At 61.9% G+C, this 21,793-nt stretch carries 14 protein-coding genes and 3 tRNA genes; 11 read left to right on the top strand and 6 right to left on the bottom strand.

The features are described 5' to 3' along the window. Positions 1–421 precede the first annotated feature (421 nt). Together ACKFRT_RS08920 and ACKFRT_RS08915 are read right to left on the bottom strand one after the other, a co-directional pair. Positions 422–494 (bottom strand) — tRNA-Arg (locus ACKFRT_RS08920). Between the two features lie 168 nt (positions 495–662). Then, positions 663–747: transfer RNA gene (locus tag ACKFRT_RS08915), tRNA-Ser, on the bottom strand. Positions 748–1,039: 292 nt separating this feature from the next. Between ACKFRT_RS08915 and ACKFRT_RS08910 the strand changes: the two genes are divergently transcribed. Further along, the gene (locus tag ACKFRT_RS08910; RefSeq protein ID WP_408925041.1) at positions 1,040–2,317 is read left to right on the top strand and encodes a pyridoxal phosphate-dependent aminotransferase; all 1,278 of its coding nucleotides are present in this window, start codon (positions 1,040–1,042) and stop codon (positions 2,315–2,317) included. Further along, positions 2,265–3,089, top strand: coding sequence for a hypothetical protein (locus ACKFRT_RS08905; protein WP_408925040.1), 825 nt, complete (start codon positions 2,265–2,267; stop codon positions 3,087–3,089). The genes ACKFRT_RS08910 and ACKFRT_RS08905 overlap by 53 nt, the downstream gene beginning before the upstream one ends. A 52-nt stretch (positions 3,090–3,141) precedes the next feature. On the opposite strand, the gene ACKFRT_RS08900 is transcribed toward ACKFRT_RS08905, so the two are convergent. After that, positions 3,142–7,383, bottom strand: coding sequence for a hypothetical protein (locus ACKFRT_RS08900; protein WP_408925039.1), 4,242 nt, complete (start codon positions 7,381–7,383; stop codon positions 3,142–3,144). A 540-nt stretch (positions 7,384–7,923) separates the two neighbouring features. Then, positions 7,924–8,008, bottom strand: a tRNA-Ser gene (locus ACKFRT_RS08895). Positions 8,009–8,098: 90 nt separating this feature from the next. Between ACKFRT_RS08895 and ACKFRT_RS08890 the strand changes: the two genes are divergently transcribed. Further along, positions 8,099–9,100, top strand: a complete 1,002-nt coding sequence (locus ACKFRT_RS08890) for an NAD(P)H-quinone oxidoreductase (RefSeq protein ID WP_408925038.1) — start codon at positions 8,099–8,101, stop codon at positions 9,098–9,100. Positions 9,101–9,274: 174 nt separating this feature from the next. Here ACKFRT_RS08890 and ACKFRT_RS08885 read toward each other — a convergent pair whose 3' ends face one another. After that, positions 9,275–10,150 carry an EamA family transporter gene (locus tag ACKFRT_RS08885; RefSeq protein ID WP_408925037.1) on the bottom strand — a complete coding sequence of 292 codons (876 nt, stop codon included), beginning with the start codon at positions 10,148–10,150 and terminating at the stop codon, positions 9,275–9,277. Positions 10,151–10,233: 83 nt separating this feature from the next. Further along, positions 10,234–11,511 (bottom strand): aminotransferase class V-fold PLP-dependent enzyme, encoded by a 1,278-nt coding sequence (locus ACKFRT_RS08880; protein WP_408925036.1) that lies wholly within the window; start codon positions 11,509–11,511, stop codon positions 10,234–10,236. 341 nt (positions 11,512–11,852) lie between these two features. Between ACKFRT_RS08880 and ACKFRT_RS08875 the strand changes: the two genes are divergently transcribed. The 8 genes from ACKFRT_RS08875 to ACKFRT_RS08840 all read left to right on the top strand — a co-directional run bounded on the left by ACKFRT_RS08875 (position 11,853) and on the right by ACKFRT_RS08840 (position 21,730). Next, positions 11,853–12,740, top strand: coding sequence for an ABC transporter permease (locus ACKFRT_RS08875; RefSeq protein ID WP_408925035.1), 888 nt, complete (start codon positions 11,853–11,855; stop codon positions 12,738–12,740). Between the two features lie 104 nt (positions 12,741–12,844). Next, complete coding sequence (locus tag ACKFRT_RS08870; RefSeq protein ID WP_408925034.1) at positions 12,845–13,633, top strand: ABC transporter ATP-binding protein; 789 nt, start codon at positions 12,845–12,847, stop codon at positions 13,631–13,633. Between the two features lie 435 nt (positions 13,634–14,068). Next, positions 14,069–15,297, top strand: a protein-coding gene (locus ACKFRT_RS08865; RefSeq protein ID WP_408925033.1) for an IS3 family transposase whose coding sequence is annotated in 2 segments (ribosomal slippage) — positions 14,069–14,345 and positions 14,345–15,297 — 1,230 coding nt in all. Because the reading frame shifts where the segments join, the coding sequence is not laid out codon by codon here. 633 nt (positions 15,298–15,930) lie between these two features. Then, the gene (locus ACKFRT_RS08860; protein ID WP_408925032.1) at positions 15,931–17,103 is read left to right on the top strand and encodes a hypothetical protein; all 1,173 of its coding nucleotides are present in this window, start codon (positions 15,931–15,933) and stop codon (positions 17,101–17,103) included. 337 nt (positions 17,104–17,440) lie between these two features. Then, positions 17,441–19,306: a long-chain-fatty-acid--CoA ligase gene (locus ACKFRT_RS08855; protein WP_408925031.1), complete on the top strand. Its 1,866-nt coding sequence runs from the start codon at positions 17,441–17,443 to the stop codon at positions 19,304–19,306. Between the two features lie 4 nt (positions 19,307–19,310). Beyond that, on the top strand, positions 19,311–20,219 hold the full coding sequence (locus ACKFRT_RS08850) for a glycosyltransferase (protein ID WP_408925030.1): 909 nt from the start codon (positions 19,311–19,313) through the stop codon (positions 20,217–20,219). 166 nt (positions 20,220–20,385) lie between these two features. Continuing rightward, positions 20,386–21,123 carry a GtrA family protein gene (locus tag ACKFRT_RS08845; RefSeq protein ID WP_408926089.1) on the top strand — a complete coding sequence of 246 codons (738 nt, stop codon included), beginning with the start codon at positions 20,386–20,388 and terminating at the stop codon, positions 21,121–21,123. Continuing rightward, positions 21,116–21,730: a GtrA family protein gene (locus ACKFRT_RS08840; protein WP_408925029.1), complete on the top strand. Its 615-nt coding sequence runs from the start codon at positions 21,116–21,118 to the stop codon at positions 21,728–21,730. The genes ACKFRT_RS08845 and ACKFRT_RS08840 overlap by 8 nt, the downstream gene beginning before the upstream one ends. Positions 21,731–21,793 lie beyond the last annotated feature (63 nt).

Raw genomic sequence — 21,793 nt, 5'->3', positions numbered from 1 at the left:
GGCGGAACGGAGAAGATCTGCAGGCCCGGCGCGCTTAGCGCGCCGGAAGCCTCAGCGGCCAAAGTGTGCGCTGTGCGGAGGCGATCGCTAACGCGACCGCCTCTGTCGACCCAAACCGACTGCGGCGCCCATGCTCCCGCATGCGCGCTGCAGTCGGGGAGCACGGCGCGACCAACGCGCGCCGTGCGAGCGCCCCGCGTGCTCACGCACGCGCGGCGAACTTGCCAACCGCCCAGCATTCAAGCGCAAAGCGAAACCCCGCAACCGGCGGGGATTACCGCTGGTCACGGGGAAAACTGCGAGGGGCAAGGTCACGGGGCAAACTGCAAGATTTAAGGCCACCGAGCCTAGGCCGCGGGAGCAAAACCCCATGACCGGCGTAGACCGCCAGCCACGGGGCAAAGACCCCACGGGAAAATCGTGCGCCCGGAGGGATTCGAACCCCCAACCTTCTGATCCGTAGTCAGATGCTCTATCCGTTGAGCTACGGGCGCTTGGAAACTTCGACAAAGCGCTCCACGCCGGGCACAATCCCAGCGGACCACCACAGGCGCACCACACGCCCCACAACACTGTCCGCAGCTGTTAGCCCCGGAACCTCACCACAAGTAACCGGGCAGCTTTATGGGCAGCTCAGGCGCTTGCACGCTCTGTCGAAGTTGCGGAGGCGACAGGATTTGAACCTGCGGTCCCCTAAGGGACAACTCCTTAGCAGGGAGCCCCATTCGGCCGCTCTGGCACGCCTCCGAACGTCGTATCGCAGCACTGTTTCCAGATACCACAATCTCGACCGGCTTTAGCCTACACAACCTGCCCAACTTCCCCAAAATCCCGCGCCCCCCACATGCTCGAACACTACCCAGCTCCGCACGCGCCCCAGCTCTGCACATTCCCCGGCTCCGCACGCACCCCGGCTCCGCACATTCCCCAGCTCCGCACGCGCCCCAGCTCCGCACACTCCCCAGCTCCGCACGCGCCCCGGCTCCGCACGCTACCTGGCCCGCTAGCCCATCTGACCCCACCAACTACACTGTGCAGTATGATTCGTCCCGATCTTTTCACCCTCCCCGCCTATGTCCCGGGCACGTCGCAGCCGGGCGCGCTGAAGTTGGCTTCCAACGAGTCGTCGCTTTCCCCGTTGCCTTCTGTGAGTGCCGTTATTACTGACGCCACCTCGCACCTCAACCGCTACCCCGACATGGCTTCGGGCGCTTTGCGGGGGAAGTTGGCACAGTGGTTGGGGGTGGACCTGGCCAATGTCGCCGTGGGCAACGGCAGTTCCGCCTTGTGCCAGCAGCTGGTGCAGGCCACGTGCCAGGACGGCGATGAGGTGGTGTACGCCTGGCGGTCGTTCGAGGCATACCCGATCCTGTGCAAGATCGCCGGTGCGGTGGGGGTGGGTGTGCCGCTGAAGAGGGGGCGTCATGATCTAGAGGCAATGAGTGAAGCAATCGGCGAGCGTACGCGCTTGGTGTTTGTGTGCAACCCGAACAATCCGACGGGCACGACGGTGGGGCGCGAGGAGTTCCGCGAGTTCATGGCGCGTGTGCCGGAGGATGTGACGGTGGTGCTGGATGAGGCTTATGTGGAGTACAACCGGGATGCGGAGTCGCCGGTGGCGCTGGAGGAGCTGCGCCACTACCCAAACCTGGCGGTGTGCCGGACGTTCTCGAAGGCGTATGGGCTGGCGGGCCTGCGGCTGGGCTACATGGTCGGGCCGGAGGAGCTCGTGGAGGCTGTGAATAAGGTGGCGATTCCGTTCGGCGTGAATGCGCTGGCCCAGGCGGCGGGGGTTGCAAGTGTGGACGCACAAGCCGAGCTGGCTGCGCGCGTGGATGCGACGGTAGCGGAGCGCGAGCGGGTGGAGGCGTACTTGGCGGAGGTTGTTCCGGCTGGGGCTAGGGCTGGCAGGGCCGGCGCGGCGGGCGAAGCTGCGGACGGCACGGACAACGAGGCCGGGACGGGCGGGTTTGCGGCCACGAATGTGGACGGGGCAGCCGAACCGCTGACGTACCCCTCGCAGGCGAATTTCGTGTGGCTGAACGCGGGCGAGCGCGCGGAGGCGCTGGATGAGGCGCTGAAGCGCGAGGGCGTGGTGGCGCGGTGCTTCGCGGGCGAGGGCGTGCGCGTGACGGTGACGGTGCCGGAGGAGACGGATGTGCTGCTCCGCGCGCTGGATCGTGCGCTGCCGGCCGCTGGGCTCGCCGGGGCTGGCGTGCAGGGCGCCGGGCTCGCCGGGGTTGGTGTGCAGGACGACGACGTGGATGCAATTGACCGCGCCACGTCCGCCGACCTGGCCTCCCCGCAGGCTGACTAGCGCCGTGCATCCGGAGGATCCAACACGCATCCCGTCCGTCGTCGAGCGCCTGCGCGCGGCGTGGGAGGCTCAGCCTTCGGTGCCGTTTGCGCAGTTGTGGGCTCAGTTGGAGTCGGTGGGCGTGGGCTTTAACGCCACCGATGCGGAGCTGGTGGAGGCGTGTGATGAGCTGCTGCGCCTGCACCCTTATTCTTTTGCCCCGGTTCTTTCGGGGGCGCCTACTGTTCCACCTAGTGACGCCCCTTCGGCCTCCCCTGCCCCGCGCACCGTCGTGGTGGAGACGGCCGATCCGGGGCCGGTGGTGACGCTTTCCGTGGAGCCGGAGGAGCCACTGGGGTGGGTAGTGGTGCGTGGCCGGCGTGCGGGGGCGCAGCCGGTGGTGTGGCGTTTTCGGGCAGTGCGGGCGTGCCGGGCGGGAGCGCCATTGGTGGTGGAGGATGCGGAGGGGTTTGTGCATCGCCTGGGCGTGGTGGAGCGTTTGACAGCTGCGGTGTTCTCGGTGGCTCCGGAGCACAATGAGGTGGCGCTGGAGGGGCTGCGGCGCGTGGAGTTGGGGGATCGAGTGTTTGTGGTGCGTTTCGCGGATGATTCGTGGGCGTTGGTGGGGCACGCTTTGTGGTGGTTCCAGGTGGGGCGTCGCGCAGTGGATGCGCGGAGGTTGAAGTGGGTGGAGTGTGTGTCTGGAATGCCAGGAGCCCCGCTCCTGGTGCGTACACCGGGAGCGGGGCTCGAGGAGTTGCCGCTGATCGCGGAGGTTTTCCGCGCCAGCTAGGCGGGGAAGCTAGCCCCTGGCGGGCTAGCTTTGGGGGCTAACTTTATGGGAGTTAGCTCTGGCGGCGACGCAGTGCCATCAGGGCACCACCCAGAGCCAGGGCAATCACAGACGCACCCAGCGTGATAGCCAGACCGGACACACCGGTCACAGCCAGGTTGCCACCACGGGAACCGGCCTCGGCACCCTGGGAAGCAGCATCCGCAGCACCACCGTTACCGGTCACACCAGCGTTGCCTGCGTTACCCGCAGCACCCTGGTTACCGGCAGCACCCTGGTCGCCAGCCTTACCCGGCTTACCAGCCTCACCCGGCTTGGCACCCTGGTCGCCAGCCTTACCCGGCTTAGCCTCACCCGGCTTCTCAGCACCCGGCTTACCCGGCTTAGCCTCACCCGGCTTACCCGGAGTGGAGGAACCAGCAGCACCATCGTGGTTACCCAGCAGAGCACCAAGCAGACCGGAGCCAACAATCGTGCCACCAACAATTGCAGCGATCTTGTTCGGATCGTTCGGGGTCGGCTTGCCATCGGTGATGTCAGCCTTGCCATCTTCCGGATCCTTATCGGTAACACCGGTATCACCAAGGCCGTCGCCGTCCTCGTCAGTGACCGGTCCCTCAGGAACCTCGGACTCGTCCTTGTTCGGCTTGCCATCCTCGTCGGTGTCCTCGTCACCATCATTGGTGCCATCACCATCGGTATCCGGCTTCAGCGGATCAAGGCCAGCTTCCTTCTCATCATCGTTGGACACACCATCGCCATCAGCATCCGGATCCTCAGAATCCGGGGTGCCATCACCATCAGTATCCTTGTTCGGATCGTTCGGGGTCGGCTTGCCATCGGTGATGTCAGCCTTGCCATCTTCCGGATCCTTATCGGTAACACCGGTATCACCAAGGCCGTCGCCGTCCTCGTCAGTGACCGGTCCCTCAGGAACCTCGGACTCGTCCTTGTTCGGCTTGCCATCCTCGTCGGTGTCCTCGTCACCATCATTGGTGCCATCACCATCGGTATCCGGCTTCAGCGGATCAAGGCCAGCTTCCTTCTCATCATCGTTGGACACACCATCGCCATCAGCATCCGGATCCTCAGAATCCGGGGTGCCATCACCATCAGTATCCTTGTTCGGATCGTTCGGGGTCGGCTTGCCATCGGTGATGTCAGCCTTGCCATCTTCCGGATCCTTATCGGTAACACCGGTATCACCAAGGCCGTCGCCGTCCTCGTCAGTGACCGGTCCCTCAGGAACCTCGGACTCGTCCTTGTTCGGCTTGCCGTCCTCGTCGGTGTCCTCGTCACCATCATTGGTGCCATCACCATCGGTATCCGGCTTCAGCGGATCAAGGCCAGCTTCCTTCTCATCATCGTTGGACACACCATCGCCATCAGCATCCGGATCCTCAGAATCCGGGGTGCCATCACCATCAGTATCCTTGTTCGGATCGTTCGGGGTCGGCTTGCCATCGGTGATGTCAGCCTTGCCATCTTCCGGATCCTTATCGGTAACACCGGTATCACCAAGGCCGTCGCCGTCCTCGTCAGTGACCGGTCCCTCAGGAACCTCGGACTCGTCCTTGTTCGGCTTGCCATCCTCGTCGGTGTCCTCGTCACCATCATTGGTGCCATCACCATCGGTATCCGGCTTCAGCGGATCAAGGCCAGCTTCCTTCTCATCATCGTTGGACACACCATCGCCATCAGCATCCGGATCCTCAGAATCCGGGGTGCCATCACCATCAGTATCCTTGTTCGGATCGTTCGGGGTCGGCTTGCCATCGGTGATGTCAGCCTTGCCATCTTCCGGATCCTTATCGGTAACACCGGTATCACCAAGGCCGTCGCCGTCCTCGTCAGTGACCGGTCCCTCAGGAACCTCGGACTCGTCCTTGTTCGGCTTGCCATCCTCGTCGGTGTCCTCGTCACCATCATTGGTGCCATCACCATCGGTATCCGGCTTCAGCGGATCAAGGCCAGCTTCCTTCTCATCATCGTTGGACACACCATCGCCATCAGCATCCGGATCCTCAGAATCCGGGGTGCCATCACCATCAGTATCCTTGTTCGGATCGTTCGGGGTCGGCTTGCCATCGGTGATGTCAGCCTTGCCATCTTCCGGATCCTTATCGGTAACACCGGTATCACCAAGGCCGTCGCCGTCCTCGTCAGTGACCGGTCCCTCAGGAACCTCGGACTCGTCCTTGTTCGGCTTGCCGTCCTCGTCGGTGTCCTCGTCACCATCATTGGTGCCATCACCATCGGTATCCGGCTTCAGCGGATCAAGGCCAGCTTCCTTCTCATCATCGTTGGACACACCGTCGCCATCAGCATCCGGATCCTCAGAATCCGGGGTGCCATCACCATCAGTATCCTTTACAGGCTCAACCGGAACGTCAACGACGACCTTGTTTTCACCGTTCTCATCCTTCGGCAGATCCGGATCCTCAATGGTTACAGAAATCGGACCCTCTGCATCAGTGCCCGGGGTGACGATGACATTGCCGTTCTCATCAATCTCAACCGGAACGTCCTTGCCGTTCTTATCCTTCGCAGAGATCTTGGTGTCGTCGTCCTTGTTCTTAACGTCAATACCAGTGTCTTGCTTCGCATCGGTCGGGTTGACCGGCTTCACACCAGACGGATCCACAACGGTCTTGGTGCTCACCATGAAGGAGTCAGAAGCAACATCCTGGGCACCAGACACAAGTACCGCAGAGTAGATGTCGCCAGTCTCAGCATCATCCGGGACGGTGAAGGAGCCACAGTCCTTCAGGTCATTGAGAAGCTCAATGTCACAGGACTTGCCAATCGGTTTGCCGTTCTTGCGCCACTCAATCTTGTTCGGCAGCAGCGGCAGGTCACCAGAGAGCTTCACCTCAGCGACATCACCGGGCTTGGCCGGGGTGTCGGTGGTATTGAAGTTGGTGATGTCCAGATCCACACGGCGGTCCGGAACTGCAGCGAAGTGGATGTTGTAGAAACGGGCACCACGAACCGGAAGTGCCTTGTTCTCTGCAGGGCTACCTGCTGGCGCCCACGTTGTCGAGTAGTTATTCACGGAGTGGAAAACCGGCTGCTGCCACTGGCCATAGCCAACGATTTTCTCACCATCTTTATTTTCAACCCACATGAACGTGTCGTGGGGGTGGTACTCATCCTTCGGCACGCGGATGGTGTAATCACCGTTCTCATCAGTCTCGGTGTAACGGACCGACTGGACGTACTCCGGGTGCTCCTCGAGCATCTGCTTGGTAGCCAGCGCGCGCTCCTCAGCCGGGAGCTTCTTGACCGCAGCGTTAGCCTGACGGCCTTCCTCCGTGAGCGTCGCGGCGTACACCTTGTAGCCAATACCGGAAGGCTCTCCCGTACCAGTCGAACCGGTCAAGAGCTGACGCTCATTGCCGGTCTCTAGCCATACACGGCCGGAGTAGTCGTACCAATCTTTGATACCACTAACCTCCCGGTCATCCTTGATCACCTTCAGGCCATTCGGAAGCGGCAAGCCCGGCTCCGGCTTCTTGTCGCCCATCCAGTAGTTGTTCGGGTTAGTCGGCAATTCGGCAAGCCAGACACCAGTGCCCTGCATGTTACCGTTCGTACCAACAGCACCCGGGAACTCACCCAGCCCGTCGCCGGACCCCTTGCCGTACGCATACGGTGTATAACCCGGAGCTACACGAACGATTTCACGTTCATTTCCAGTCTCTTCATTGTCCGGTGTATCAGACCAGACGCGCATCTTCTGAGCCGTCAAAGCCTTGTACTGACGCTCCTTACCGTTTGCATCAGTCCACGTCGGCACCTTAAAAGCGTACATACCCGGGCCGTTCGCACCGAGGACTCCGTCAATAGTGTGGGTTTCTGCGGAGTAAATCGGGGACTCCGCGCCATCTACATCCTTCCACTGGAAGTAGACCTTCGTGCCATCCGGCGCGCCCTCGAAACCGTCGTACTTCGTCGATAGAATCGCGGAGTTCTTCGGCGTCATCAGGTTGACGCGGCCAGAAACAACGTCCTTGGCGACAGTCTGCGCAGCAGATAGCTGCGTACCGGAGGAAATGGTGCCGTCCGCGATGGCGTCGACGTTGATCGCGCCATCCGCATCCGGCTGCGGCGCCACTGCGGCGTCCTGAGCCACAGCCGCCGGGGCGGTCTGGGTAGCAACTACCACAGTGCCCGTCGTAGCCAGAGCCAGCACAGCACCCGCAGCCGCGATGGACTTCATGCTGTTGTTCTTGAAACCAAGGGCAACTGCCCCGAAACCAGTACGGATGGAACGTCCGCGCAAGTTTGCCATGAGTTAAGTCCTTTCCGAAGACTTCTCTAAAAATCTCTCGACGACCAACCCACAGCGGGCAGGCCACACGTCAGGGTTCCCAATAGTCAGTCAGATGCGAAAGGCTATTCCGCAACCGAAATTGCCTAGTTGAGGCAAAACTATTAAGAACTTCGGATTCAGATTAGCTGCATGGCCATGAAGTTCAAGACGTAGGTTATTCATTCCATTGAAGGAGATTTCGTATATATAACGATTTATTATTCTCCGACTTCGGATTTATGCGCCCGCAAACCGGATCTGAAACCCGCAACTGCACGATTACAGCTCTATATAATAGAATTTTAAGATTTCCGAAAAACTAATTGAATATGATTCTCATGCAGTAGCGAGCGTTCATAGGTTGATCCTATATACTCCCCTCCACGAAGTTTGCAAGAATACCCCCATTTTACCCCCACTCCCTTAAGTCAACATTCAGACTTCACTGAATTCTTGGTTCAATACACCACGCCCCCCGGAGGGCACAACTCGGCCGCCCCGGGGGCGTGAAAAATTTTGCGGAAGTAGAGGGATTTGAACCCCCGGATGGTTTCCCATCGCTGGTTTTCAAGACCAGTGCATTCGGCCGCTCTGCCATACTTCCAACGCGGCTCAATACCGCTCAAAACATCTTACACCCCGCACCACAACGCACCCATTCCCAGCCACACAATGATTCATTAGGGTGGAGACCATGAGCATCACCACCAACGCAATCGTCCAGGCAGACAGCGCAGACCCCAGCTCCCTGACCTGGCAAACCACCAGCATCGCCGACCCCCAACCCGGCGAAGCCCTGGTACGCATCCACTACGCGGGCGTCAATAGAGCAGACACCCTCCAAGCCCAAGGCCACTATCCCCCACCCCGCGGCACCACAAACATCATCGGCCTCGAAGCCGCTGGAGTGATCGAAGACCCCAACGGCGCCACCCACGCCGACGGCACACCTTGGCACGCAGGCGACGAAGTCGCCGCTCTACTCTCCGGCGGCGGATACAGCGAATACGCCACCGTGCCCGAAGGCCAACTGCTGCCCATCCCCACCGGCTACAGCCTGGCCGAAGCCGCCAGCGTGGTAGAAGTCGCCTGCACCGTCTGGTCCAACATCATGATGACCGCCCGCTTACGCGACGGCGATACCATCCTCTTCCACGGCGGCGGCGGAGGCATCGGCATCTTCGGCATCCAACTGGCCAAAGCCCTCGGCGCCACCGTGGCCGTCACCGCCGGCTCCGAGGAAAAGCTGCACGTATGCCGCCAGTACGGAGCAGACATCCTCATTAACTATAAGGAAGAGGACTTCGCCGATGTCCTCACAGCCCACGGTGGCGCAAACGTAATCCTGGACATCATCGGCGCCAAGTACCTCGACCAGAACATCAAAGCCCTAGCCCCCGACGGGCACATCGTGATCATCGGCATGCAAGGCGGCGTGAAGGGCGAACTAAACATCGCCAAGCTACTCAACAAGCGCGGAAACATCAGTGCCACCGGCCTGCGCTACCGCGACGCAAATGGCAAGGCGCACATCGTCGCCGAAACCCTGCGCAACGTATGGCCCCTGCTGGAAAACGGGGAAATCACCCACCACATCGACCGAATCATGCCCATCGCCGAAGCCGCCGCCGCCCACCAAGCACTGCTGGCCGGGGAGGTCACCGGCAAGATCGTGCTCGAACTACCGCAGAGCTAGGCACGGCGATCGCGTTGTCAAAAGCGGCGGGCCCGGCTCGCGCCCCCTAAGCAGCGGGCCCGGCTCGCGCCCCCTAAGCGGCGGGCCCGGCTCGAGCCCCGGCGCCATGCAAGCTCGCACCTAGCCGCGCGGCTTGGCTAGCCGCCCGCGCCCCCTAAGCAGCGGGCGAAGCATTTAAGCGCGCGACTTCACGCGGTGCCCACGCCGCCGCGGCCACCCACCCGTCTGCACCAACACCAGCGCCGCCAGCACCAGCAGCAGGCCAACCCACTGCACCACGCTCAGCCGCTCACCGACGAACACCACGCCCAGGAATGTCGCCGTCACCGGGCTCAGCACGCCCAGAATCGCCACCTGCACCACGTCCAACTTCGCCAAACCGTGGAACCATATGCCGTACGCAATCAGGGCACCGAAGATCGTCAGATACGCATACCCCAACACATTCTGGCCGGTCACGTGGTCCGGCAGCCCCTCCACCACCAGCAGCAACGGAACCAAAAACAATCCGCCGAACGTCAGCTGCCAACCCGTCACCGCCAACTGCGGCACATCGTCCGGCTTGCCCCACTTCTTCGCCAGAATCGCACCCAAACCCATGCACACACTGGCGCCCAAGCCCGCGAGGATACCGCCGGCATTTAAGGCCGCAGAGGGCGTCAATACCAAACAAGCCACACCCACCACGGCGACGAGCGCACCCAACACCTGGTAGGGCTGAATCCGCGTGCCCAACAGCGCCGGGCTGAGGGCAATCACCCACAGGGGCGCCGTGTTCGTCACAATCGCCGCCACCCCGCCCGGCAACAGATACGCCGCAGCGAACAGCAGAGCAAAGAAGCCACCGATGTTCACCACCCCCAACACCGCGGACTTCCACCACCACTGGCCGCGCGGCAGCCTTCGGAACCACAGCAGCAGCATCAAACCCGCAGGCAGCGCGCGCAGCACTCCCGCCAGCAGCGGACGGCCCGGCGGCAACAGGTTGGTGGTAACGATGTATGTCGTTCCCCAAATTATCGGTGTAAGCGCAGTAATCAGTCGAAGCACACGGCCACGCTACCGCACGGAAACCCTTTTGCGCGGCGTTAATTTGCGCGGCGCTAACTTACGTGGCGTTACTTTGTGCAGCGCTATCTTACAGACGCCACCACCCGCACCAACTGCTCTACATCATGCACTGTGTTGTGCGGGGCGAACCCCACGGCGACTGCACCGGCTTGATCCAGCGGAGAATCCGACGAGGCAGCAGGGTGCTCCTCGAAAACCCCCATGCGCTCCAGCAACTGCGACTGCCCCGGCGCGACCACACCCGCAACCACGCCATTGGCCAGCAGGCGCTGCACTACCACGCCCGCGGGCACCCCATCCACTAGGAAACTCACACGCGGCACGCGGTCCACAGCGGAAAACTCCTCCAACACGTCGCCATCACCATCCACACCGAGCACGTGGACGGTACCTAAGCTCTGCAGCCCCTCCACCAGGTGCGAGGCCAACATGTTCAGGTGCTCGGCAGCACGCGGCAGGCCGGCCTTCAGTCGCGACCGGCGGGTGCCGCGGGCGGAATCGTCCAGGCGGGCCAGGTGATCCACAGCCTCCGCCACGCCACCCAGCAGGCCCTCGGCCACGCCACCCACGCCCACACCATGCTCGGAACGGAAAACAGCCCGGCGGGTGGCATCCTCCTTAAACACCAACGCACCCACATTCGGCCCGCCCAGGCTGGCCACATCCAGAGCCAGCACGTCGGCGCCCATCTGCTCCACATCCACCAGGCGGTAAGGAGCAAAAGAGTCCACGTCCACCACCAGCAGCGCCCGGGACTTCGCCCGCACACAGTCCGCAATCGCCCGCACGTCCGTCACCGCACCCACGTAGCGGTTCGCGGCAGACACAGCCACCACGGACGTCTCCGGCTCCACCAGATTCGTAAACTGCCAGGCCGGCAGCACCCCACTGGAAAGATCCGGCTCCGCCCAGCGCACCCGCGCGCCGTACAGATCCGCCGCATGCTTCCACGGCGCCAGATTCGCCGGATCGTCGACCCGGGAAAGCACAACCTGCTGGCCCAGCCGCAGGCGGCGGTAAAGCGCATGCGCCAAGTCATCCAACAGCGCCGCACGGGAGGCACCCAGCACCACGTTCTCCGGCCGCGCGCCCGTCAGATCCGCAATGGCTATGCGCGCGGAATCCCCGAAAGACTCGCCGATGCGGCGGCCCAGGCGCTGCGCACGGGAATGCGAGCCCGTCGCAGACTCCGGAGGCTCCAGCAAAGAAGCCACCCGGAAACTCCGCGCCACCGCCGACGAGACTCTCTCTGGTACCTGCGGGAAATCCTGCGCGTTTAAATACGTCCAGCCATCCGATAGCGATGCATACAACCCCCGTACCCGTGGCACATCGAACACTGGACTTCTCCTTATATTTAGACTGCTGCGGACTGCGCTTCCTGCACATCGCGCCGCCTGTGCATGGCGGTGCCCAAAGCTCCCCGACCCGGGCGCCGACGGCCCGCTGCGAAAAAGTCGGGGAACTAACTTCACCCGATACTAGCGCCCAATCCGGACAGACAACACCACTCCCCGGTCGCACCCGCACCCTGCCACCAATACAACCGCTCAAGCAGTCGAGGACTCGCCGGGAATAGGAGGTATGGGCGCGCCAAAGTAAAATAGACTGCCTCCAAGCAACATCAACAACAAACGCAGCAACAAGAAACACAGCAACAACAAACGCGAAGCAGGAAAACATGCCACACAAAATGCCAGAGGCCGCGGATCTCCAGCGGATCACCGCCGCGGCAGACGGCGACATCCCAGCTAGCAACTCCCAAACCTTCGCCGCGGCGTGGACGGACCTCAAGCAGGGGCTGGCGCAGCGCGAGCTCTGGCTGGCCCTCGGCTGGCAGGACATCAAGCAGCGCTACCGGCGCAGTACCCTCGGCCCCCTATGGATCACCATCGCCACCGGCGTGATGGCCCTGGCGCTCGGCCTGTTGTACAGCCTGCTGTTCCAGCAGGACCTCGCCAGCTTCCTGCCACACGTCGCCGTCGGCCTGATCCTGTGGGGATTCATCGCAGGGTGCATCAAGGACGGCTCCGAAGTGTTTATTGCCAACGAGGGGCTGATTAAACAGCTACCCTCGGCCCTGTCGGTGCACGTGTACCGCCTGGTGTGGAGGCAGTTCCTATTCCTCCTGCACAACCTGGTGATCTGGCTGGTGCTGCTGGCCGTGTTCCGCCCCTCGCTGGGGTGGGAAGTGCTGCTGGTGGTGCCCGCCATGGCCCTGATGATCGCCAACGGCATCTGGGTGACCATGTTCTTCGGCATCATCGCCACCCGGTTCCGCGACGTAGCCCCGTTGCTGGATTCGCTGGTACAGCTGGCTTTTTACATGACGCCCATCGTCTGGACCACCAAAACCCTGCGTGACCAGGGCGGGGCAGTGGCCGAGCGGGCGAAGATTGCGGAGATCAACCCGCTATACCACTACCTGGAGATTGTCCGCGGGCCGATGATCGGCGAGCCCGTCCCTGCGTACCACTGGGGGATCGTCGCAGTGCTGACCGTAACCGGGCTTGCGCTGGCTTTGCTGACGATGCGCCGCTGGCGCTTCCGCGTGAGCTACTGGGTTTAGCTGCGCTAGCTGGTGTGCTTGGTATGGCTTGGCTTTGGCAAGTAGGCGCCCCGGCGTGCGGGCGCCCGACAGCCGCGACAACTGAAACAACAAGGTGAGATGACATGGTTTCGATTGACACTTACGACGCGTGCGTAGACTTCCCCATCTTCGATGCGAAGACCCGCTCCATGAAGCAGACATTCCTGGGGGCTGCCGGCGGCGCGATCGGCAGGAACTCGTCGAATACGGTGATGGTGGAGGCGCTTAAGGGCGTCAATTTGCATCTGCATGATGGCGACCGGATTGGCCTGGTCGGGCACAACGGCGCCGGCAAGTCCACGCTGCTGCGGCTGCTGAGTGGGATTTATGAGCCGACGCGCGGGTCGGCTGTGGTGCGCGGGCGCGTGGCTCCGGTGTTTGACCTGGGCGTGGGCATGGATCCGGAGATTTCCGGGTACGAGAACATCATGATCCGCGGGCTTTTTCTGGGGCAGACGCGACGTGCGATGCGGCGGAAGATGGACGAGATTGCCGAGTTCAGCGAGCTGGGCGAGTACCTGGAAATGCCGCTGCGCACATACTCGACGGGTATGCGTATCCGTCTGGCTTTGGGCGTGGTGACCAGCATCGATCCGGAGATTCTGCTGCTGGACGAGGGCATCGGCGCCGTGGATGCGGCGTTTATGGCCAAGGCGCGCGGGCGACTGGTGGAGATGGTGGAGCGGAGCGGTATTTTGGTCTTCGCTTCTCACAGCAACGAGTTCCTGGCGCAGCTGTGCGATAGTGCGATGTGGATTGACCACGGAGAGGTCCGGCAGGTCGGCCGCGTGGAAGACGTGGTTGAGGCCTATGAAGGGCCGGAGGCGGGCGCGCACGTGCGCCAGGTGCTGAAGGATCTGGGGCGGATGTAGTTTCCGCTGGTAGAGGTCCGCTGGTGGGGCCCCTGCCCCAGGCACCCCACCTTCCCCTACTGCCCTACGCAAACCCAATTTCCCTACTGCCCTACACAACCTCCCCCCTCCCCCACAGTCCCACCTGCGCCCCGCTCATCCAGCCCAAATGTCGTTGAATCGGGAATCTACCGGCCAAACCAGGCCAAACAGCACCCCTAACCGCCCCAAATGTCGTTGAATCGGGAATCTGCCAGCGTCCGCAGCAACTTGCAAAATTCCCCGGCTCGCTGACCTGTGCTTTTACAATCTTGCAAACCACTTCCAATAACATATTCCCGATCTAACGACATTTCCCACCCGTAAAACACTAGAAAGCCTCCAACCGGGCTCCCAAATGTCGTTGTGAAGTGTCCTGGGTTTAGTTCCGATCATTTCTAGGGAAGGATTGGAATCATGCCAAGGAAGTACAGTGACGAGTTCAAGGCCAAGGCAGTGCGTTTGGCTGAGGACCTCGTTGAGCTCGAAGGGTGCTCGAAATGGGGTGCAGCCGTAGAGATCGGTGAAAAGCTCGGCATTCCAGCGCACACGCTCAACGACTGGTTGAAGCCGAATATGGCCTCGTCCGATGTTGAGGTTGGCGCCGGCGAGTCAACGGCTGACGAATTGAAGCGGCTCCGGAAAGAGATTAAGGAGCTACGCAGGGCTAATGAGATCTTGAAAACCGCGTCAGCTTTTTTCGCAGCGGAACTCGACCGTCCCACCAGAAGATGATCGAATACATCGATGCGTATCGCGATCGCTTCGGGGTCGAGGCTATCTGTCGCACATTGAAAGAGACAGAATGTGGGTTCATCACCTCTCGTGGCTACCGAGCAGCGAAAACACGAGCGCCATCGGCGAGGAGTTTGTCAGATGCGCTGCTCATTCCTGAACTGGTGAGGGTCTACGAGGACAACTTCAGCGTCTACGGGGTCCGCAAGATGTGGAAGGCTATGCAGCGCGCCGGCTGGAACATCGGTCGTGATCAGACCGCGCGTTTGATGAAGCAAGCTGGCATTTACGGCCGCAGGCGTGGCCGCACACCGATGACAACGCTTCGGACCAACGTGCCGGATGGCCGCCCTGACCTGGTCAACCGTGACTTCACTGCCCCCGCACCGCACCGGTTGTGGGTCGCTGACATCACCTATGTGCGCACCTTGTCTGGTTTTGCCTACACCGCGTTTATCACCGATGTGTACTCCAGGAAGATCGTCGGTGTGGCGACTCGGGCGAGCATGCGTACCGATGAACTTCCGCTGGAGGCCTTTGAGCACGCCCTGTACCACGCTGGTGATCTTCGCTCAGAACGGCTTGTCCACCACAGTGACCGCGGCTCGCAATATGTGTCGATCCGTTACGGTGAAGCGCTCGCCCAGGCGGGTATCGATCCATCTGTCGGCACCGTTGGCGACTCCTATGACAACGCGTTGGCTGAAACGGTCAACGGGCTCTACAAAACAGAGCTGATTTATCCCCACCGGCCGTGGACATCGGTCGGTGAAATCGAGATCGCTACCCTTCGCTGGGTGCACTGGTGGAACAACCAGCGACTTCATCAATCCCTGGGATATATCACTCCACAGGAGATGGAGGACGCCTACTATCAACGATCAGGCGCTCAAACGTTGGGCGTTAAATAAGCGGAACGAAAACCAGGACGCTTCATTGAATCGGGAATCTGTCGGCCAAACCAGGCCAAACAGCACCCCCATCCGCCCCAAATGTCGTTGAATCGGGAATCTGCCAGCGTCCGCAGCAACTTGCAAAATTCCCCGGCCCGCTGACCTGTGCTTTTACAATCTTGCAAACCACTTCCAATAACATATTCCCGATCTAACGACATTTCCCACCCCAGCGAGGCGTGCAGGATGCCCCAACCGGTACACATTCCCGATCTAACGACATTTCCCACCCCAGCGAGGCGTGCAGGATGCCCCAACCGGTACACATTCCCGATCTAACGACATTTCCCACCCCAGCGAGGCGTGCAGGATGCCCCAACCGGTACACATTCCCGATCCAGCGACATTTGAGTGGCTCGGTTGTACCTGGAAGCCCCTCGGCAGCACCTTATATCTAGGCACCCACTCCCCGCCTGACGACACTTGCAGGTGTGCAGCCGCGCTGAACCTGGGCTTATATACACCATCGCAGGGGTTTTGGCATCAGGAAATTTTGCGCCTGGGGAAAAGTCCCACTTCCGGCGGAAGTTATCCACAAGTCAGTAAAAGCCGGGACAAAGATGCACGACAAAAGGTGTAAAGATACCTCCCATGACGGGGGATAGGATCAAAGCCAGCGTAAGCAAACCAGCCACCAGCCAAACCACCAAGAGCCTCACCACCAAACCAGCCACCAGCCAAGCCACCAAGCCAGCCAAGAGCCAAACCACCAAGACCAGGTCCGCCAAGCACCACTTGCCGGTAAAACACCTGGTCGATGTGCGCCGGATCTGCCCATCCCAGGCCCGCAAGTGGCAGCGCTGGGCGGAAAAAGGCGAAGCCGTCCGGCTCGCGCGCGGTGTCTACATCCCCGCCAGCCTCTGGCGCGAGATCGGCCAAGACCCCAACGCCGAGGCGATCAAAGCGCAGGCCTACATCGTGGCGGAATACCTCCGCTACACCCACAAAATCCCGGCCCTCGCAGCGGGCAAAACAGCAGCCTTCCTCCACGGCCTACCCCTAGAAAGGTTCGGGCCGCCGGAAACGGTGGAACTGGCGTCACCAAAAAGGGCAATGATGGGCAAAAACGGCAGGTCAGAGCGCTACCTCGCGGCACCGGGGCAAGGTCGGCGCGCCGTACCGATCGCGACCGAATTCGGCAAAATTTGGGCGAGCGGGCTACTGGATACATGCCATGAACTGGGGCTTCGACATTCGCTGGACGATGCCGTCATTGCGACGGAGGCCGCGCTGCACACCAAGAAACTTACGTGGCGGGAGTGGCGAGAATGGCTCGAGTGGCAAGAGGGACTGTGCCATCCAGAAACCAAGCCACACGCGCTCAACCGCAAAGGCACGCAGCGCGCCCGCACCGCCGCGCGCCTTATCACCCCATGCTCCGAAAGCCCGCGCGAATCGCAGCTGAAAATCCGCTTCTGGGAAGGCGGTCTGCCCGCACCGTTGCAGCAGGTCAACATACTTAACGCGAATGGCTGGACGATCGGCCGGGTCGACATGTTCTTCGACGTCGGCCTCGCCGTCGAATACGACGGGCGCGAAAAGTACGGCACCACCGAGGAAGCCGTCCAGCGCGCACTACTACAGGAGCGGCAGCGAGAGAACGAAATCCAAGCACGAGGCATCACACTCCTGCGCGTGACTGCGGACACCTATCACACTGGCACGGCAATTCGCCAGGTCAGCGAACATTTCAGCCTCCTCGCCGCACGCCCGACGCGCCCGCCCAGCACGCTCTTTAGCGGCGGCACGCCCGCGTGGTCGTAGCCTCAACGCTCTATTTTTGACGCCCCTCGCCTCCCCTAGCACAATCTCCGCCACCCACGCACGAATTCCTTCGGCGCAGCGCCGCGCAGCACACGACCAGTAGCCGCGCCAGCACAGCACCAGCATCGCCAGCTCAGATTGCCAGCACAGAATATGGATAAAAAGAGAATTAAAAAAAAACCCGGCCAGATGAGGCAGCCAAACAGTTAGACTCGGTCAGTGTTACGGCACATGTCGCAGCCCTCACGAGCCTCCTCCAGGGCTGACGTACAAAACCAAACACAAACAACCAGTCATAAAACATCCCAAACAACCACCAAAAACAACGTAGAACCAGGTGAAACAGTTGACCAACCCAGCAGGCGACAACGGCGCAGGCACCCCCGGCGACAACGGCGCAGGCACCCCCGCCAGCAACGAGGAAGCCACCCCCGCCGGCACCAACTCCAGCGACGGCGCAACCGCATCGGAAGCCTTCAACTCCAAGGTGTGGCTCCAGCACTACACCCCGTGGACACCGCACACCATCGACCTGGAAGACCCGGCAGAAAACCCCGCGGGCTTCACCCTCCAGGAGGTCTTCTGGCACGCGGTAGAAACTATCGGCGAGCGGAACGCATTCACCTTCTTCGGCAAGACCACCACCTACGCGGAGTACGGCAACCAAGTCGCTATCGCCTCCGAGGCCCTGCAGAAGCTGGGTGTGCGACGTGGCGACCACGTCGCCATCGCCCTGCCGAACTGCCCCCAAGCCCTCATCGCCTTCTACGCAATTCAGAACATCGGTGCCGTCCCGATCCTGCACAATCCGCTGTACACCGCCGGCGAGCTGAAGCACCCCTTCAACGACCACGGCGCAAAGGTCGCCTTCTTCTGGGACAAGGTCGCCGGCGTCGCCGAGCACCTGCGACTGGAAAGCCCCCTGGATACCGTCATTGCCGTTACCCTGCCGGACGAAATGCCCGCCCCGCTGCGCTACGCCCTGAAGCTGCCGATCCCGAAGATCAAGGCTATGAAGGACAAGCTCACCGGCCCGGCTCCCGCCGCCGTCTCCTGGAAGAGCTTCATGCGCTCGGGCGGAGACGGTGTGAAGATGCTGCGTGGGGGCGTCCATAAGAAGAAGACCGACCCGTCCGATCCCGCGCTGATCCTCTACACCTCCGGCACTACGGGCAAGCCGAAGGGCGCCGTGCTGACTCACCGCAACCTCATTGCGAATCTGCGGCAGGGCCAGGCCTGGGTGAAGGGTCTGGGCAAGGGGCCAAAGCCGGAGGTAATGCTGGCTGCGCTGCCGATCTTCCACGCGTACGGCCTGACTATGAACATCACCCTTGCCCCGATGATCGGCGGCGAAATCCAGCTGCTGCCCGCGCCCGAGATGCCGCTGGTTATGCGTGTGATGAAGAAGAACATGCCTTCCTGGATGCCCGGCGTGCCCGCGCTGTATCAGAACATCATGAAGGAGGCTGAGAAGCGCGACATGCCGCTTTCCGGCATCCGCAATTCCTTCAGCGGCGCCAGCGCCCTGCCCGCAGAGACCGTGCGCGAGTGGGAAAGTTCCACCGGCGGCAACATCGTGGAAGGCTACGGCCTGACCGAAACTGCGCCCATCATCGCAGGTAACCCCATGGGTAAGGGCCGCGAGGGCTACATCGGTGTGCCGTTCCCCTCCACCGAAATCCGCGTGGCCAACCCCGACAATCCCGCCGAGACCATGCCCGATGGCGAACCCGGCGAGCTGGTCGTCCGCGGCCCGCAGGTGTTCAAGGGCTACCTGAACCGCCCGGACGCCACCGCCGAGGCCTTCTACGAGGACTGGTTCCGCACCGGCGACATGGCCGTCATGGAATCCGACGGCTACCTGAAGATCGTCTCGCGTATCAAGGAGATGATCATCACCGGCGGCTTCAACGTCTACCCCGCCGAGGTGGAGGAAGTCCTGTGCGAGCACCCCTCCATCGAGCAGGCTTCCGTCGTTGGTGTGGAGCGCAAGGACGGGTCCGAGACCGTCGCTGCGGCTGTGGTTTTGGCCAATGGTGCTGTTATTGACGCCGACGATTTCCGCGCCTTCGCCAAAGAACGGCTTACTGCGTATAAGGTGCCGAAGGTATTCCATGCATTCCAGGAGTTGCCCGCCGACCAGTTGGGCAAGGTGCGCCGCCGCGAGGTGCAAGAGCTAGTTACGGAAAAGGAGCAGGCCTAACACAATGCCCCTGAGCAGGAACGATACCGTTGCCGCAGTGATCGTCACGCATAATCGCGTGGAGTTGCTGGAGGCCTCGCTGCGCCAAGTTGCAGGCCAGGAAGGCGCGGAGGTCGCGCACGTGGTGGTCGTGGATAACGGCAACGACCCGGCGGTTCGTTCGCTGGTGGAATCCGTGTGCGGCTCGCGCGCGCACTACGTGGGGTCTGCGACGAACCTGGGCGGCGCGGGCGGCTTTGCGCTGGGGTTCCTGACGGCGCTGTCCCTGGGGGCCGACGCGATCTGGTGCGCGGACGACGACGGACGTCCCGCCGACGCGCACGTATTGGCTACCCTGCAGGAGGTTGCGGAGCGCGAGGGGCTAGAGGAAGTCAGCCCGGTGGTGTGCAATATCGACGCCCCGGAGCGACTGGCCTTCCCGCTGCGCCAGGGGTTGGTGTGGCGGCGGACGCTCTCTGAGCTGGAGGGGAGCTTTCTGCCCGGAATCGCCAGCTTGTTCAACGGGGCGCTCATAAGTGCGCGGGCGATGGAGATAATTGGTGTTCCCGATTATCGGTTGTTTATCCGTGGGGATGAGGTGGAATACCACCGCCGTCTGGTTCGCAGCGGACTGCCTTTCGGAACCTGTCTGACCTGCGCATACTTGCACCCCGACGGGTCGGATGAGTTCAAACCGATCCTCGGCGGGAAGATGCACACGCAGTACCCGGACAATGAGTTCAAACGCTACTTCACGTACCGCAACCGCGGGTACATCATGAACCAGCCGGGCATGCGCAAGCTGCTGCCGCAGGAATACGCCCGCTTCGGCTGGTTCTTCCTGGTGCAGAAGAAAGACCCGAAGGGGTTCGCAGAGTGGCTGCGGCTACATGCGCTGGGGCGGCGCGAGCAGTTCCGCCGGCCGGGTAGGTAGCGCGGGCAAGGCTCGGCGCACCCAGTTCTAAGAAACTTTTTAAGCACACACACCGGGCGGGATTTTCCTTTTCAACCGGTCACAGGCGTACCCTTAGGTAACTATTGCGGAGCCCCGGGCACAGCCGGGCAAGCCTCCAGCCCCGCAGAGCACCACCTAACCGAGGATTAAGTTAGCCGAAGTGACCGTGTCCGAAACCCAGACCTCCCCCAGTGCTGAGCCCGTCGAGGCCGCTGACCAGGTAGGCGTCGATAAGAAAAACGCCGAAGGCGCCACCACCGCGCCAACGCGTACCCGCTCGCGCCGCCGCAACGTCGCGCGGCAGTTCCTCCAGTTCGGGCTGGTTGGCGCGTCCGGGTTCATCGTCAACCAGGCGATTTTCGTGCTGTCGAAGAAGGCCGCAGAGGCCGGCTGGGGCGTGGATGTGCAGGATGCCTTCCTGAACCTCCTCGGCAGCCAATACCATTTCCGCTGGTACCACGTGTTTTCGGTGATCGCGTTCCTGCTGGCGAACATCTGGAACTTCTGTCTGAACCGCTACTGGACGTTCCGCCACGAGCAGAAACGCGCTTGGTGGAAGCAGCTGCCGCAGTTCATGGCGGTGGGTGTGTTTGGGCTAATCATCACGCTGGTGGTTTCGACGGCGCTGGTGCACCCGGAGTCGCCGATCGCGCTGCCGCACGATATTTTCGATAACTCCACGGGGCTGCGCACGCGCGCGTACTGGGGCAACTTCATTGGCGTGATCGTGGCGGTTCCGGCGAACTTCCTGTTCAACAAGCTGTGGACGTTCCGGTCGGCGCCACGCACGTCGCGAAAGGCGGTGCGGGTGGTTCCGCCGCGGACTGGCAGTGCTGGGTCTAGTGCTGGTTCTAGTGCTGGCGCGGGTGATGCGGATGTCTAGGCCCTCTTTTGATGGCGCCCCCTCGCCGCGACCGGGCTCCGACCCCGATGTGGACGGGCAGGCTGCACCTGCCGGCATCAGCCGGGACGCGGAGAAGCAAGGCGACCTGAGCCGGGACGCGGCGAAGCAGGGCGACCTCAGCCGGGGCGCGGCGGAGCGAGGCGACCTGAGCCGGGACGCGGCGGAGCAGGGCAACCTCAGCCGCGCGCAACGCATGATCCGCTCGCAGCTAGTGAAGTTTGTGCTGGTCGGAGGCTTCAGCGCCATCGTCGACTTCGGCTCGACGGCGCTGTTCACCTTTGCGTTTGGCTTGAGCGATGGCGTGGCCAAAGCACTGGGATTCGTGCTGGGAACCCTGACGGCATACTTCATCAACCGTCGGTGGACTTTCCAGGCGGAGCCGAGCGGGCGCCGATTCGCCATCACCATGGCTACCTACGGGCTGACCTTCGTGGTGCAGTGGGGGCTGTACAAGGTGTCTATCCCGTGGCTGGAAGGCTTTGACCTGAATGCATTCTGGGTGCGTGCGATCAGTTTCGTGATTGCCCAGGGCACGGCGACGGTGCTGAACTTCCTGATCCAGAAGTTCCTTATCTTCAGGCGCTAGCTGGGCTGAACCTGGAAGCTCTAGACAGGCTCCGCTCCTCCCTGCCAACTTCACCCCTCCCAG

The organism is Corynebacterium jamesii, assembly GCF_046097395.1.
Lineage (GTDB): Bacteria > Actinomycetota > Actinomycetes > Mycobacteriales > Mycobacteriaceae > Corynebacterium.
This window is presented reverse-complemented; position numbering and strand designations above follow the sequence as displayed.

What these genes read in the sequence shown, in the direction of transcription:
- ACKFRT_RS08860 (WP_408925032.1), top strand. Translation starts at nt 15,931, where the DNA reads ATGACGGGGGATAGGATCAAAGCCAGCGTAAGCAAACCAGCCACCAGC.
- ACKFRT_RS08870 (WP_408925034.1), top strand. Translation starts at nt 12,845, where the DNA reads ATGGTTTCGATTGACACTTACGACGCGTGCGTAGACTTCCCCATCTTC.
- ACKFRT_RS08905 (WP_408925040.1), top strand. Translation starts at nt 2,265, where the DNA reads ATGCAATTGACCGCGCCACGTCCGCCGACCTGGCCTCCCCGCAGGCTG.
- ACKFRT_RS08900 (WP_408925039.1), bottom strand. Translation starts at nt 7,383, where the DNA reads ATGGCAAACTTGCGCGGACGTTCCATCCGTACTGGTTTCGGGGCAGTT.
- ACKFRT_RS08850 (WP_408925030.1), top strand. Translation starts at nt 19,311, where the DNA reads ATGCCCCTGAGCAGGAACGATACCGTTGCCGCAGTGATCGTCACGCAT.
- ACKFRT_RS08910 (WP_408925041.1), top strand. Translation starts at nt 1,040, where the DNA reads ATGATTCGTCCCGATCTTTTCACCCTCCCCGCCTATGTCCCGGGCACG.
- ACKFRT_RS08840 (WP_408925029.1), top strand. Translation starts at nt 21,116, where the DNA reads ATGTCTAGGCCCTCTTTTGATGGCGCCCCCTCGCCGCGACCGGGCTCC.
- ACKFRT_RS08875 (WP_408925035.1), top strand. Translation starts at nt 11,853, where the DNA reads ATGCCACACAAAATGCCAGAGGCCGCGGATCTCCAGCGGATCACCGCC.
- ACKFRT_RS08890 (WP_408925038.1), top strand. Translation starts at nt 8,099, where the DNA reads ATGAGCATCACCACCAACGCAATCGTCCAGGCAGACAGCGCAGACCCC.